This is a genomic window from Yersinia sp. 2540 StPb PI (assembly GCF_052217165.1).
In the GTDB taxonomy this organism is placed as follows: domain Bacteria; phylum Pseudomonadota; class Gammaproteobacteria; order Enterobacterales; family Enterobacteriaceae; genus Yersinia; species Yersinia enterocolitica_E.
Window position 1 is genome coordinate 5,087,524 of record NZ_JAZGQC010000001.1, and the last position, 14,710, is coordinate 5,102,233.

The following is a 14,710-nucleotide window of genomic DNA, read 5'->3' on the forward strand; positions in this document are numbered from 1 at the left end:
ACAACCAAAGGTAACCCAAATGCACTTACTGGCCCCCGGCGATAACTTTGTTCTGACCTGGGTCATTATCGGCGTTCTTTCAGCCTGGGGAGGTCTGGTTCGCTACATCTTGAATAAGGATACCCAAGAGGACGAATGGAGTTGGGCTGCGGTGATAAGTCAGGTCATTGTTTCCAGTTTTACCGGCTTGCTGGGTGGCCTGTTCTCTTTCGAAGGTGGCGGAAGTCCCTATATGGCTTTTGCCATTGCCGGCCTGTTTGGCGCCATGGGCAGCACTGCCCTGCAATATATCTGGAACCGTTTTTTTGGTCACCATAACCCTCCTAAATAACAGAGGTCACTATGCAACAGGATAAACCACAGTTTCGCTTTGGTCAGATTAGCGAACATAACCTACGCGGCATTCATCCCGACCTGGTATTAATTGTGCGCCGTGCATTAACCCTTAGCACTATCGATTTTCGTGTTATCGAAGGAATTCGAACCCCTGAGCGCCAGCGCCAATTGGTGCGTAACGGCAGCAGCAAAACCCTTAATAGTCGCCATCTGACTGGTCATGCCGTCGATTTGGCCCCGATGGTTAACAATCAGATCCCATGGGAAGACTGGAGCACTTTTCATCAGGTGGCAAAAGCGATGAAGCAAGCCGCCAAAGAGATGGAACTACCGCTGCAATGGGGTGGTGACTGGAAAACCTTTAAAGATGGCCCACATTTTGAACTACCCAGAGAGGTCTACCCATGATTGGTTTACGCATACTCCCCGGACTGGCCAAAGTCGCCCTATCACTGGTGGTGGTGGCTATCGTGATGTGGCTGGTACAAACCGGCCGAACCCTGGAACGACTGAATATGGAGAATGTCGCGCTAAATACCCAACTAGTTCGTTTTGGCGAGATTAATCAAAGACTTAATGAGCAAATTTTACTCACTACCAGCTACCTGCAAAAAGTTCAGGAACAAGAACGTATTGAGGGAGAAAAAAGCGGTGAACTACAAAAACGCTTACGTGCGGCACAAAAAGGTAACAAATGTGCTGATGAGCCTGTGCCTGATGATGTTATCCGCATGCAGCAGCAAGCCATCGGTAACCATAAATGAGTGTTTGCCTTTCCCTACTGCTTTATTACCACCGTGCCAAATGCCGGAGTTTAATGTGAAAACCTGGGGTGACTACCCGCAGTATGTCGAACAAACCCGTCTGGTACTGACCCGTTGCAATACTAACCGTGAGTCAGCGCTATTTTTCTTACAACAACGCAAGGAATAAATTTATGTCTAAAAATGTCTCGATGAGCGCACCAACCCCCGCCATCGCCATCAGCGATAACCGCGGGCTGGGTATTCGTGCACTGGCCTATAACCGCGCTGATGTCAGTCAGGCAGCCGATGAGCTGATCACTTGCAACCGTTATAATCCACTGGGGCAACTGATTGCCAGCCGTGATGCCCGGCTTGAAATCGATAACTTCCGCTATCAGTATAACCTTGCCGGAACCGCGCTGCGCACCGAGGGTGTCGATAATGGCACCTTGCTGCAACTGGCTGATATTGAAGGCCGGCCAGTGATGAGTTTGGATGCCAAAGGCACCCGCAGTTGGGTTACCTATGAGCCAACACTGGGCCGCCCGCTGGAGCATCATCAGCACATTGAAGCGGGGCAGAAAACCATTACCGACCGCTTCTTCTACGCAGATAACAGCCAACAGCATAAAGCCGCCAACCTCAACGGCCAGTGCATCCGCCATTACGATACCGCCGGATTACAGCAGCTTATCAGCCTGTCTATCACCGCTGCGCCACTGCAACAACAGCGCCAGTTGCTCACCGACACCCTCGGGCCGGTGGACTGGTTTGATGACGAACAAAGCTGGGCCTCCCGCCTTAGCGATGAACAGTTTATCACTCGCGGCACCACCGATGCCCTCGGCCAGCCATTGACCCAGACTGATGCCAAAGGCCATACCCAGCAGATGGCTTATAACCGCGCCGGTCAGCTCAGTGGCAGTTGGCTGACACTGAATGGCGGAGCTAAACAGGTGATTGTAGCATCCCTCACCTACTCCGCTGCCGGGCAAAAACTGCGCGAAGAGAGTGGCAATGGCGTGGTGACTGAATATCGCTATGAAGCACAAACTCAACGGCTTATCGGTATTAAAACCACCCGTCCGGCCCTGAAAGACCGGCCAACCCTGCTGCAAGACCTGCGCTACGACTATGACCCGGTTGGCAATATTCTGGCTATCCATAATGATGCCGAAGCCACCCGCTTCTACCGCAATCAAAAAATCGTGCCGGAAACCACTTACCGCTATGACACCTTGTATCAGTTGATTGAGGCCACCGGCCGTGAATCCGATAAAAACAGCGCGCAAAGTGCCAACCTGCCCGACTTAGTCTCACTGACTGACGGCAACCAATATGTCAATTACACCCGCCGTTACAGCTATGACCGCGCCGGTAACCTGCTGAAAATCCAGCATACCGGTGCCAGCAACTACACCACAAACATCACAGTATCCGATACCAGCAACCACGGCATTCAACAGCAGGATGGGTTAACTGCCGCTGATATCCGCAGTCAGTTTGATGCCGCCGGTAACCAACAACAACTGCAACCCGGCCAGCCGCTGCAATGGGACGCCCGCAATCAGTTGCAACAGGTGATTACCGTTAGGCGTGATAGCGACGACAATGACTACGAAAGCTACCTGTATGGCAGTGATGGCGACGACAATGACTACGAAAGCTACCTGTATGGCAGTGATGGCATGCGCATCGTTAAGCAAAGTATTCAGCAACGCCAAACCAGCAAAGTAGTGTATTTGCCGGGGCTGGAACTGCGCACTCAGCATAATAACGATAAGCTGACGGAAGATTTTCAGGTGGTAACCGTCGGCGCCGCGGGTCGCGCCCAGGTGCGGGTATTACTGTGGCAACACGGTAAACCGGATGATATTGCTAATAATCAATTGCGCTACAGCTTTGATAACCAAATTGGCTCCAGTTTATTAGAGCTGGACCATAACGGCGATATTATCAGCCAGGAAGAGTATTACCCGTTTGGTGGTACAGCGGTATTTGCCTCGCGTAATACGCTGGAAGCGAAATATAAAACTGTGCGTTATTCCGGTAAAGAGCGCGATGCCACCAGCCTATATTATTATGGCTTCCGCTATTATCTGCCGTGGCTGGGAAGATGGCTCAATGCCGATCCGGCAGGAACCATTGATGGGCTGAATTTGTTCAGGATGGTCAGTAATAATCCGGTAAATTTCTTTGATGGAAACGGGTTTCAGAAAAGTAAAGATATGCGATTAAGTATTGCAAAGGAAATGATTTCTAAAATTAGCAAACATGAACCAAAGGCAACAAAAATACTCGATGAAATAGCCTATAAATTAGGAGCTGAGCTTTATGGAAGAGAGTATAGACTAAAAACAAAAGAATCCTTAGCTGAAAAATTAACAATCGCTGAACCACATGAGATGAACGATGTATTGCGTTACACTATAGGTTTTCCATATGGACGAAACGATGAGAGTATATCATTAACTCAAGAGCAGGAATTTGTTTCAAATGTTGTATTTACATTAAATACCTTAGCAAGAAAAGGATATAAAGCTGTTCTCCTCAGAAACACATTTCATGAATCTCAAGCATACAGAGGTATTAATGCTAACTTCACATTACCAGATAACTCAGCAAAATTTGAAATACAAATACATACTGCACAAAGTTTCAAAATTAAAAGTGAAGGACATATACGTTATGAAGGTATAAGAGACCTCGAGCGTGGGATGCAATCTGGAAAATATGAGGGCAATAATGAAAATAAATCTAAGCTTATAAAACTTAAAGAGAACCACCTCAAAGCATCTGAAGTAATAGCTTCACCAACAGGAATTCATGAATGGATCCCTTCTATAGGAGCTAAAAACCTCAATTTCAAATGGAAAGATAAGAGAATGCTTTCTTCAGAAGAAACTACATTTTTCAGGGGCAGGATAAAGGAAAATATGAAAAAACTTAAAAAGTTACCGTATTAATAATATTAATATAATATGCCCAGTATGATTAATCTGCTGGGCTAAATTATCAGTAAGAACCAAAGTGAAGAAAACGCTCTACCTGACACATTCAAAACGACTTCACAACTTGACTTCACTTTCAATCTCCTTACAATGGCTTCACATAGTGACATCATGGAAGATCACATGAAAAGTGTAGTTACCAATCTGAGGAATAAACAAAAGAACACACTGGAAAAAATATTTAAGTCCCCCACCCCAACAGGAATAAAGTGGCCTGATATTGAGTCACTCATCAAAGCTCTGGGTGGAGAAATCAATCAGGGAAGCGGTTCACGAGTAAGATTGCGGCTCAATAACAGTATTGCCAGATTTCATCGGCCTCATCCATCCCCCGATACCGACAAAGGCGCAGTAGTCAGCCTGCGAGAGTGGTTAGAGAGCATAGGAGTTAAGCCATGTCCCAAACAATAGCAGCACCTAATATAATGAATGTCGCCGGGCAAGCAGCCCTTATCACTTATGTTCCTGAAATCGGAATGTTCCGTGGGAAATTTTTAGGGCTATCTGGATACTGTGATTTTGTCTCTGATAGCATTCAGGGGCTACAAAAAGAAGGGGAGATTTCTTTACGTGAATATTTGGATGATTGCCAGAGTAGTGGTATAGAACCTTACGCAAGTCAGGAAAAAATCAAGACATTTACCTTGCGCTACCCAGAATCTTTTGGTGACCGATTAAGCCATGCTGCGGCCGAACATCAAGTATCGATTAATGCTTTTATTGTTGAAACACTCAACGATAAAATGAAACACGCTTAATAAATAACACCAGCTTTTGTGCTTAATATTGATCGTTTAACGTACTGACTCATCCCTTCCTATCATTAGGGAAGGAATGAGTGATAAACAACCCCTACGCCGTGCCCCCCACCGTCAGATTGTCTAGCTTCAAAGTAGGTTGGCCAACGCCAACTGGCAGGCTTTGGCCCTCTTTGCCGCAAACGCCGACACCTTTATCCAGCGCTAAATCATTGCCGACCATCGAAATCTGCTGCATGGCTTCGATGCCAGAACCAATCAAAGTGGCCCCTTTCACCGCACGGGTGATTTTACCTTTTTCGATTAAGTACGCTTCGGAGGTTGAGAACACAAACTTGCCGGAAGTAATATCCACCTGACCGCCGCCAAAGTTAGGTGCGTACAGGCCATATTCCACACTGGCGATAATCTCTTCCGGTGTCGATTTACCGGCCAGCATATAGGTATTGGTCATCCGTGGCATTGGTAAGTGCGCGTAGGATTCACGGCGGCCATTACCGGTCGGTGCAACGCCCATCAGGCGCGCGTTCAACTTATCCTGCATGTAACCTTTCAGAATACCGTTCTCAATCAGCACGTTGTATTGGCCCGGCACCCCTTCATCGTCGATAGCCAGCGAGCCACGGCGGCCTTGCATAGTGCCATCGTCCACCACGGTACACAGTTCTGACGCCACCAATTTACCCATTTGGCCGCTGAAGACTGAGCTGCCACGGCGGTTGAAATCACCTTCCAAACCATGACCGACCGCTTCGTGCAGCAGCACCCCCGGCCAACCTGCGCCTAAGACGACTGGCATAGCACCGGCAGGGGCGGCAACAGCCGACAGATTTACCAGTGCCATTCTGACCGCTTCATTGGCAAAGTTATCGGCACGCACTTCACCGTCCACCGTTTCGAGGAAATAGTCATAACCAAAACGACCACCACCACCACTGGCACCACGTTCGCGTTTGCCGTTGTCTTCCACCAATACGCTGACCGACAGCCGCACCAATGGGCGCACATCTGCCGCCAGCGTGCCGTCGGTGGCCGCGACCAGGATTTGCTCATAGACGCCGGTCAAACTGGCACTGACTTCCTGCACCCGCTTATCAGCAGCACGGGCCACTTTATCGACCCGATGGAGCAGCGCAATTTTATCTTCGCGTGACAAACTTTGTAGTGGATCGAGCAGCGGATAGAGCGCCTGATAGTGAATCTCGCCCAAGGTATGCACTTTACCGTTACCGTTATCACGCACAATACTGCGTGCGGCATGAGCACTTTGCTGTAAAGCATTCAGGGTGATTTGGTCGGCATAAGCAAAACCGGTCTTTTCACCACTGACCGCGCGCACACCCACACCCTGATCAATATTGTACGAGCCATCTTTGATGATGCTGTCTTCCAACACCCAGGCCTCGTGGTAGCTGGACTGGAAATACAGGTCAGCATAATCGAGGCGGCGTTCAGACAATTGCCCCAACACTGAGAACAAGTCCTGATGGTTCAGCTTGTTAGCAGCGAGTAACTGCTCACTGACAAACGAGAGGCTCATAGTTTTCACTCTTTAATTAGATGATGGTTTATGCGATGACGGCAACGGAGATGGCAGGAAGCGATTGTGCTGCAACACTGGCATCTGATTACGGATAGTATTCAAACCTGTGGTTTCAATTTTTACTTTTAAGGCAGCAACCGCATCTGGGTTCTGCCCTAATATTTTACCCCAGGCATCAACCGCCATAGTGTGGCCCCAGGTGCGGCGGGTGGCCCCATGACGCCCTACCTGTGCTGCGGCCAGTATCACGCACTGGTTTTCAATCGCCCGTGCGCGCAATAAAATCTCCCAGTGAGCTTCACCGGTCATTTTGGTAAAGGCCGCCGGCACTGAAATAATCTCAGCCCCCTGCGCCCGCAAAGCCTGGAATAAGCCTGGGAAACGTAAATCATAACAAACCGTCATGCCCAAGCGGCCTACCGGTGTATCAACCACCGTCAGTTGTTCACCCGGCTGATAAGTATCAGATTCACGATAGCGGCCATGAATATCGTTAATATCCACGTCAAACATGTGAATTTTGTCGTAACGAGCTTTAAGTTCGCCCTGGTCATCAAACAGCAAGCTACTGGTAGTGATAAGCTCCGGTGACTCGCGGCTTATCATCGGCATGGAGCCAACTTGAATCCACACACCGTAATGGCGTGCCATCTCGCGAATTTGCTGTTGCAGCGGCCCGTCATTATGTTGCTCGGCATGGTGCCGATAAGAGGCAGCATTGGCAAATAACAGGGCATTTTCCGGCGTCATAACCAGTTTAATACCAGAGTTTAACTGTTTGATCTGCTGCTCAATTTGAGCCAGATTGTCACGGGTATTTTCACCGCTGCATAACTGCAATAATGCAACATTGGCATTTTTCATGGCGCCTTACTCTCCTTTAGCTGGCGTAATACTTCATGGATGGTTGGTTGATCCAAGCTACCGGTAATCTGGTAACGAATCAGCGAAACCTTGCTCCATAATGGCCCTAATATCTTCGAGGCCGCAAATACCGCAGCCCCAACCACTGGGTTGATCGCAAAGGCTGTTGCGACGCCGACAGTGGCAGAAATCTCTGGTGTAATAACCGCTTCCATGGCTATCTGGCGTTTAACCAAGTCCACATTACCACTCATGGCAATATCGGCCGCCAATCCATCCACCACTAAATCATTGGTGTGCATTACACCATTTTTAATGTTGGCCGTGCCACGAATAGAATCAAACGCAAAGTCACGACTAAACGTATCACTAAAATCAAGCTGGAGCTTACGTAATAGTGCGTCAAAGCTGACCAAACGCAGTAGCTGACCGGCGCGCCCACCACCGAGATCGCTCAGTTGGCCTCTGCCCAATCTACTCTTTAATGTCCCATTCAGGGTATTAATCTGTGGCTGCCACGGGACTCCACGCCAGTTAACATCGGCATTGATATCAAAAGAGGCATTTTTTATCGGGGTTGTCAGACCGAAGAACGAAATGGTTTCATCGATTTTTGGCCCGCTCAGCGCGATATTAAGCGCGGTTTTATCACCACTGCTGTCTTGCTGCCATTGGCCGGAAACTTTAGCCCGCCCATTGCCAGCCTCAATCAAGCCGTTAGTTAACGCCAGCACCGAGCCTTTCGGCGTCAGATCTGCGTTAATACGCCCGACATTTTGCCCCAGAATCCAACAAGATTTGCAGCGTAATTGCAGCGCAGGCCAATCACGGAATGAAATTTTACTGGCAGTTTGTGGCTCCTGCAACGCAGCTTGCGCCAGAGGATCTTGTGCTTCGTGCGTGGTCCATTGCGGGTTGTAATAAAGATAATCGATATCAGCATGCCATGGCCCATGTTCGGCCATCAGCAGGCTACCATCCACTTCCTGACCTTTTGCCGTGACGTGAGTACCGGTTAATAATGGCTCAACCAGCAGTGTCAGTTGGTGCCAAGCCTGCCCACCGACCAAAAGCTGTGGCGTCTGTAAAGTCAGCCGGGTAGGAAGGATGACATTGGATTTATTGCCTTTTATTTTTGGTGGTACTGATGCGCTAAAAGGTGCGCTGACACTGGTAAACTCCGGTGCCAGCAACGCCAACCAACTCTCACCATCCAGTGCCGGTAGTTTAAGGACCAAACCTTTATCCTCCGGCAGTGGCGGGACTTTTTTGCTGTCGGATTGCCAGATAGCCCGCGCCAGCTCTACTTGTTCTTTTTGCAACAACCATTGGCTGTTGAATGTATTGTTGCTGCCAGCACTGCCGGAGAGGGTAAACGCCTCCAGCCCCCCCACCACCTGTACATGCATGGGTAATGCCTGACCACTTGTTTTATCTAGTGGAGCAGGTAAGTGACTGCTTACTTTCTTCAGGTCAGCCGTCAGATCAATTTTATAGCCTGGCTTGCCATTTTTCGGTAATTGTACGGCGACTTTGCCTTGCCAATTGGCGCTACCACTGAGCAATTTCGCAACATCAGCGGGAACACCGGGCAACTTGGCCGGTAACCAGTCACCACGCAACCCAACATTCACCAAAAAGTTTTTTGGCTGCTCTTGCGTAGTGAAATCAACCGCCAATGGCTGCCCAAACCAGTTAGCAGATAAGGTATCGCTAGCAAGATTGCCATCGTTGAAGCGGAACTTGCCACTGATGTTTTCCAGTTGGCTTTGCAATGGCTTCACCAACAAGCTGTTGTTATTGAGCGTCACTTCGCCGCTGGCGTGGGTAATACGGTCTTCTTCCAACGGAATATCCAAATGTAAGCGCCCACTAACTTTACCGCCGACTTGCAGCTCTTCCAGTGTTTCCGCCACAGAATCATGCAGTGGTGTCGCCGTAAAGTAGTCATGAATATCACGCCCTTCGCCAACCACTTCGGCGTCGACATACAGCTTTTCTTTCAGATAGTCAGGGATAATCGCGCTGATATTACTGCCAGTGACCTTACCCAACATCGCGTGAGGGGCATCCATCCACAAACCTTCGTTGAGGAAATTGAGGTCGATAGCCAAATTCTCTAACGCAGGCCAATCTGGTTGGAATTGGAAGGTGGCGTTACGCAGTGGCACATAAACCTGGAACTGGCCTTCTTTATGTTTATAAGGGAAATCATGAGGATTGCCGTTATAGATAAGTGTTGCGTTGTCTACCTGCCCACCCTGTAACGCCTCGGTCAGATAATCTGCCAACTTCTTACCCATCAGCGGTTCAGGGAAATAGCGCCATGCATCGGCCGCATCATACAGGCGGATGCCGGTCAGGATTTTCAGCCATGGCTGCCCAATATCAGGTTGCTGATAGTGGAAGCTGCCGTTGCCCCACAGCGATTTAGCTCGGACATCGAGCTGGTCACTCCACAGTTCCCAGCCTTTATCATCAATCTGCCAGTTGACTGCACCACTGGCCTGACTGACTTCCAGCGGCGCGCGGAACATATCACCATAGGGTAATAGGCTGTCTTTGAGATTGATATCCAACCGCCCACGCGCTGCGGAACCGCTCAGCGCACCGGCAAAATTATTAACCCCCGGCAACAAATCCCATTGTTGCCAACTGATATTGTGCCATTTGGCCTGAAAACGGGTTTTTTCTGGTTGGCTGATAGGAATGTCCAATGCCAGTGCATCGATATTCCCTTGTGGCCGCAAATCCGCCCAACGATTCATCAGCTCAGGGGTAAAAAGTGACAAGGTCGGTAACAGTGGCCCCACCCGCTCCAACTGAATATTGGCGGCGCGAATGCGTAACTCCTGGGATTGGTCTGGGCCAATAAACTGCGTGTTTTCCGGTAACCACAGGGCAGATAAATGCCCTTTAGGCCATGCCTGACCATCGGTTTTCAGTCTTAGCTCCGGCGCATCAACCTGCCAGCCATTACCCTGACGGCGGCCTTCCAACACAAAATTATCTACCGCCAACTGATGTGATTTGCCCGCGACAGTCCAATTGGCCTGCCCCTCACTGAGTAACACATTGCCACTGTAAATAGTGCCACTCTTGATACTCAGCCAGGCCGCCAGGCTAAATTCCGCATTATCCAGCCCGGTATTGGTGTGCAGCCAGCGGCTGATCCACGGTTTCAGGTCGATCTTGTCGGCCTGCATATAGACCATGCCATTATTGAGGATGCCCTGATTATCGTGTAGATCCATCCGCACCTGCACCACACCGTGCTGACCATTAATGGTCGACAGGCTAATCTGCCCCTCGGCGCGATGCCGGTTCCGGGAGTTAAGCCAGGTGAGCTGTGGAATCTCTAATTCAGCGCGCGGGCCAGATGGGGTGAGGAATGAGACACGGCTGTTACGCAGATCAAAGTGATCTAATTGGCGCAAGAAGATATCAGTCAGATTACTCGCTTCAAGATTGCGGCTGCTGTTTTGCTGCATATCCAGTGTGGTGTTCAAATCTAACTGTAACTGATAGAAGGTCATATCGCGGAACTGCCAGCGCCAGTGCAACAGTGACTGCCACACATCAAGCGCAAGGGTCACCCGCTGCACCTGCCAATCGGCTTTCGGCAATTTAGCGCGAATATCGCGCAATTCCAACGTTGGGCCGAACGGTTCCCACGATCCCTGCATGAACCCCACTTCCAGTGGAATACCGCTGATGGACTGAACCTTGGCCACGATTTGCAGACGATAGTCGTTGATGAGAGGCAGCATCATGCGTAGCCCACTGACCAACAGTGCCACCACAACAATCATTGTGGCGCCTGTCGCAAATATTATCCTGGGCAGTCGCCTCACACATCTCTCCTTGCTATCCGCTGCAAGTGTGGCAGCGGGAAATCTTACATCATCACCACATCAAACTGTTCTTGGTTATACAGTGGTTCAATCTGCACTTTGACCTGCTTGCCGACGAAGATCTCCACTTCAGCCAGAGCATGTGACTCCTCACCTTTCAGTGCTTCTCCTACCGCTGGAGACGCATAGACCAGGAAGCGATCAGAATCGTAAGCGTGGTGAACTCGGACAATTTCACGCAATATCTCATAGCACACGGTTTCTACCGATTTAACGGTGCCACGACCACGGCAGGTTGGACATTCGTTGCATAAAACATGCTCGATGCTCTCCCGCGTGCGTTTGCGGGTCATTTCGACTAAGCCTAGCTGAGAGAAACCGTTAATACTGGTTTTTACCCGATCTTTACTCAATGCCTGTTCTAATGAATGCAATACACGACGACGATGCTCTTCATTACTCATATCAATGAAATCAATAATGATAATCCCCCCCAAATTACGCATGCGTAGCTGGCGGGCAATGGCCTGAGTGGCTTCAATATTGGTATTGAAAATAGTCTCGTCGAGATTACGATGCCCCACAAAAGCACCGGTGTTGATATCCACGGTGGTCATGGCTTCAGTTTGATCAATAATCAGGTAACCACCTGATTTTAGCTCAACTTTACGTTCCAATGAGCGCTGGATTTCATTTTCGACATCGTAAAGATCGAAAATCGGCTGTTTGCCCGAGTACAAATCCAGCTTTGCGGTCATTTCAGGAATGTATTCGCTGGTAAATTCCACCAGCAGGTCATAAGTCAGCTTGGAGTCGATTCGGATTTTATCCAGTGCCGCACCGGCAAAATCACGCAGTACGCGTTGCGCCAGTGCCATCTCGCCATACAACTTATATTTGGTGATATTGCGTTTCTTCCTCTCCTGGACTTTAGTCCACAGGCGTTTGAGGAAGGCAGCATCGGCTGATAGCTCTTCTTCGCCAATTCCTTCAGCGGCAGTACGGATAATAAAACCGCCCTGTTCATCGCAGTAAGCCGCCACGGTTTTTTTCAGGCGTTCGCGTTCGACTTCACTTTCAATTCGCTGCGACACCCCAACATGGGCCGCTCCTGGCATGAGTACCAGATAGCGAGAAGGTAGAGTGATATCCGTGGTCAAACGTGCGCCTTTAGTGCCGAGGGGGTCTTTCACCACCTGCACCATTAAATCCTGCCCCTGGCGCACCAGTTCAGCGATATCGCGCACATTGAAATTTTTCTGTTCATCCCCGGCCACGCATTCGGTGTGGGGCATGATATCGGAGGCATGGAGGAAGGCGGCCTTATCCAGACCAATATCGACAAACGCCGCTTGCATACCCGGTAAAACCCGGCTGACACGACCTTTGTAGATATTACCGACGATCCCTCTTTTCGCTTCTCGCTCAATGTGTATTTCTTGCAAGATGCCACCATCAATGTAGGCAACTCGCGTTTCAGACGGTGTGATATTGACCAGTAATTCAGCTGTCATGTATTCCTCTCACATTACGTAGCGCAATGAAATTACTTAGTAATTCATGGGTTTCTACCAACGGCAGCCCCACTACGGCATGGTAACTGCCGGTAATAGTTCTGACGAAACAACCACCTTTCCCCTGAATACCGTAAGCGCCCGCTTTGTCCATGGGTTCACCGGTAGCAATATAGTCACTGATTTCCAACTGGGATAACACACGAAATGTCACATCTGTCACCACCATGGCAGATAACACATCTTGCCGATCAGCCAGAGACACCGCAGTAATCACCTGATGTTGCTGACCGGACAGCGCATTCAATATTCGCTGCGCATCGGCTTTATCCCGTGGTTTTTCTAAAACTTGCCCATTTAACACCACGATGGTATCGGCCCCTAATACCGGCAGATCCTGTGGTGCGACCTTCACCCCAGCCTGAGCTTTCTCCAACGCTAAGCGCCGGACATACTCTTGCGCACTTTCATCTGGATGGCGTTGCTCTTCGACCTCGGTTTTCAGTACCTCAAAAGGGACATCAAGCAGGGCCAGTAATTCACGGCGACGCGGAGAGCCAGAGGCAAGATACAGGGCAGTCATGGGTCTTAAGTCCTTATTGCACCGCAAATTGGCGGCGAATTTTACGCATTAACAAAAATAGCCAAGGCCACAAAATACCGTTAACTACACTACTCCAGAATACTTCTGGGCGGAATGAAACATTAATCACTAAAAACTCAGACCAGAACACCACGACATCCATGGTAAGCGAAAGCAGCATCACGATGAGTGCCTGCTGCCACAGTGCCATATTGCGGAATAGTTGAAACTTAAAAGCGACCAGATAAGCAATAATACTGAGTGCCAGCGCCCGGACCCCAAGTGTTGAACCCAAAATAAGATCCATAATCAGCCCGAGAACAAAGCCAGTGCCAACATTCACACGGTGGGGTAATGCCATCACCCAATAAATTAATACCAATGCCAGCCATGACGGTCGGAACATATAAATCTGTTCCGGCCACGGCATAATTTGCAGCACCATGGCAATCAGGAAGGATAACCAGATAACCCAACGGCCATTGCTGCTGTAACGGTTCATGGCGATACTCCCGGTGCAGTCACTGCTGTTGGTGTGGCGGTTGTAGCGGCCGATGGTGCCGGTGGCCCCATAGCATCTGCGGCAGGCAGCACTTGTGACATCATCGGAGCCAGTCGTTCATTGGCTACGCGGCGAACTTCATTTGGCGGCAATGGCATCTCGCCATTACGGTCGGCCCCCCACAATAACAACAAGTAGCGTAGGCGCTGTAAATCAGCGGTTGGTCGAGCCTGAATCACGGTATAAGCCCGCTGATTATCAACTTTGACAGAAGAGACCACCGCGACCGGATAACCTTCAGGGAAACGTCCACCTAACCCGGATGTCACTAATACATCACCCACGCGAATATCTGTATTGCTGGGTAAATGCTCTAGTAATAAATCATCGGTACAGCCACTCCCTGCGGCAATCACACGAATATCATTGCGCAGCACCTGAATAGGTAGCGCATGGGAGGCATCACAAATTAATAATACACGGCTGGTTAGTTTACTCACCGCGACAACCTGGCCGACCACACCCCGGTCACTAATAACCGGCTGGCCTTCGTATACCCCGTTGTTAGAACCTTTATCGATAACCACCTGATCACTGTAAGGATCTGTCCCGCTGGACATCACCTGCGTGACCATTTTTTGTTCATCCTGACGCAAAGGAGAACCCAGCAATTCACGTAAGCGGTTATTTTCCTGCTTAAATTGCCCGAGCAACTGAAGGTCAGTATTTTTAAGCAACAACTCTTGGCGTAACGCACGGTTTTCCAACTCTAGCTGTTCACGGGTAGCCAGAGTTTCAGAAACGTTGTCGAGAACTTTGCGTGGCCCATTGGCCAGAAAATAGAAAGGGCTAACGGCAGTGTCCATATAGGTACGTATTTTGACAAACGTGCCCAATCGGCTATCAGCGATAACCAAAACAATGGCTGCAAGAACGGCAAAGAACAGTCGCAGTTGCAGGGATGGACCCCGGCTAAAAATCGGCTTCATAAATTATGCG

At 49.5% G+C, this 14,710-nt stretch carries 14 protein-coding genes; 7 read left to right on the top strand and 7 right to left on the bottom strand.

What is annotated here, in order from left to right; genetic code table 11:
* Positions 1–19: 19 nt before the first annotated feature.
* The 7 genes from V1956_RS23685 (at position 20) to V1956_RS23715 (ending at position 4,851) form a co-directional block, all read left to right on the top strand.
* Positions 20–331 (top strand): phage holin family protein, encoded by a 312-nt coding sequence (locus V1956_RS23685; RefSeq protein ID WP_420071340.1) that lies wholly within the window; start codon positions 20–22, stop codon positions 329–331.
* Positions 332–342: 11 nt separating this feature from the next.
* Positions 343–744 (top strand): M15 family metallopeptidase, encoded by a 402-nt coding sequence (locus tag V1956_RS23690; protein WP_442825764.1) that lies wholly within the window; start codon positions 343–345, stop codon positions 742–744.
* Positions 741–1,100 carry a DUF2570 domain-containing protein gene (locus V1956_RS23695; protein ID WP_372560401.1) on the top strand — a complete coding sequence of 120 codons (360 nt, stop codon included), beginning with the start codon at positions 741–743 and terminating at the stop codon, positions 1,098–1,100. The genes V1956_RS23690 and V1956_RS23695 overlap by 4 nt, the downstream gene beginning before the upstream one ends.
* Positions 1,057–1,269 carry an Rz1-like lysis system protein LysC gene (lysC, locus tag V1956_RS23700; protein ID WP_420075121.1) on the top strand — a complete coding sequence of 71 codons (213 nt, stop codon included), beginning with the start codon at positions 1,057–1,059 and terminating at the stop codon, positions 1,267–1,269. The genes V1956_RS23695 and lysC overlap by 44 nt, the downstream gene beginning before the upstream one ends.
* A gap of 4 nt (positions 1,270–1,273) precedes the next feature.
* A complete protein-coding gene (locus tag V1956_RS23705) occupies positions 1,274–4,048 on the top strand; it encodes an RHS repeat-associated core domain-containing protein (RefSeq protein ID WP_442825765.1) in 2,775 nt (924 codons plus the stop codon).
* Positions 4,049–4,216: 168 nt separating this feature from the next.
* Positions 4,217–4,504 carry a type II toxin-antitoxin system HicA family toxin gene (locus V1956_RS23710; protein ID WP_226715789.1) on the top strand — a complete coding sequence of 96 codons (288 nt, stop codon included), beginning with the start codon at positions 4,217–4,219 and terminating at the stop codon, positions 4,502–4,504.
* Positions 4,489–4,851 carry a type II toxin-antitoxin system HicB family antitoxin gene (locus V1956_RS23715; RefSeq protein WP_226715787.1) on the top strand — a complete coding sequence of 121 codons (363 nt, stop codon included), beginning with the start codon at positions 4,489–4,491 and terminating at the stop codon, positions 4,849–4,851. The genes V1956_RS23710 and V1956_RS23715 overlap by 16 nt, the downstream gene beginning before the upstream one ends.
* 94 nt (positions 4,852–4,945) lie before the next feature.
* Here the strand turns inward: V1956_RS23715 and tldD are convergent, their stop codons facing one another.
* The 7 genes from tldD to mreC are packed head-to-tail and all read right to left on the bottom strand — an operon-like array spanning position 4,946 to position 14,700.
* Positions 4,946–6,391, bottom strand: coding sequence for a metalloprotease TldD (tldD, locus tag V1956_RS23720; RefSeq protein ID WP_083162204.1), 1,446 nt, complete (start codon positions 6,389–6,391; stop codon positions 4,946–4,948).
* Between the two features lie 12 nt (positions 6,392–6,403).
* Positions 6,404–7,258: a deaminated glutathione amidase gene (nit1, locus tag V1956_RS23725; protein WP_372560396.1), complete on the bottom strand. Its 855-nt coding sequence runs from the start codon at positions 7,256–7,258 to the stop codon at positions 6,404–6,406.
* Positions 7,255–11,112 (bottom strand): AsmA2 domain-containing protein YhdP, encoded by a 3,858-nt coding sequence (gene yhdP / locus V1956_RS23730; RefSeq protein WP_442825766.1) that lies wholly within the window; start codon positions 11,110–11,112, stop codon positions 7,255–7,257. The genes nit1 and yhdP overlap by 4 nt, the downstream gene beginning before the upstream one ends.
* Positions 11,113–11,156: 44 nt before the next feature.
* On the bottom strand, positions 11,157–12,626 hold the full coding sequence (rng, locus tag V1956_RS23735) for a ribonuclease G (RefSeq protein WP_102970524.1): 1,470 nt from the start codon (positions 12,624–12,626) through the stop codon (positions 11,157–11,159).
* A complete protein-coding gene (locus V1956_RS23740) occupies positions 12,616–13,209 on the bottom strand; it encodes a Maf family protein (RefSeq protein WP_372560394.1) in 594 nt (197 codons plus the stop codon). The genes rng and V1956_RS23740 overlap by 11 nt, the downstream gene beginning before the upstream one ends.
* A 13-nt stretch (positions 13,210–13,222) precedes the next feature.
* Positions 13,223–13,711: a rod shape-determining protein MreD gene (mreD, locus tag V1956_RS23745; protein WP_032814839.1), complete on the bottom strand. Its 489-nt coding sequence runs from the start codon at positions 13,709–13,711 to the stop codon at positions 13,223–13,225.
* Entirely contained in the window at positions 13,708–14,700 is a 993-nt protein-coding gene (mreC, locus tag V1956_RS23750; RefSeq protein WP_372560393.1) for a rod shape-determining protein MreC, read from the bottom strand. The genes mreD and mreC overlap by 4 nt, the downstream gene beginning before the upstream one ends.
* Between the last annotated feature and the right edge of the window lie 10 nt (positions 14,701–14,710).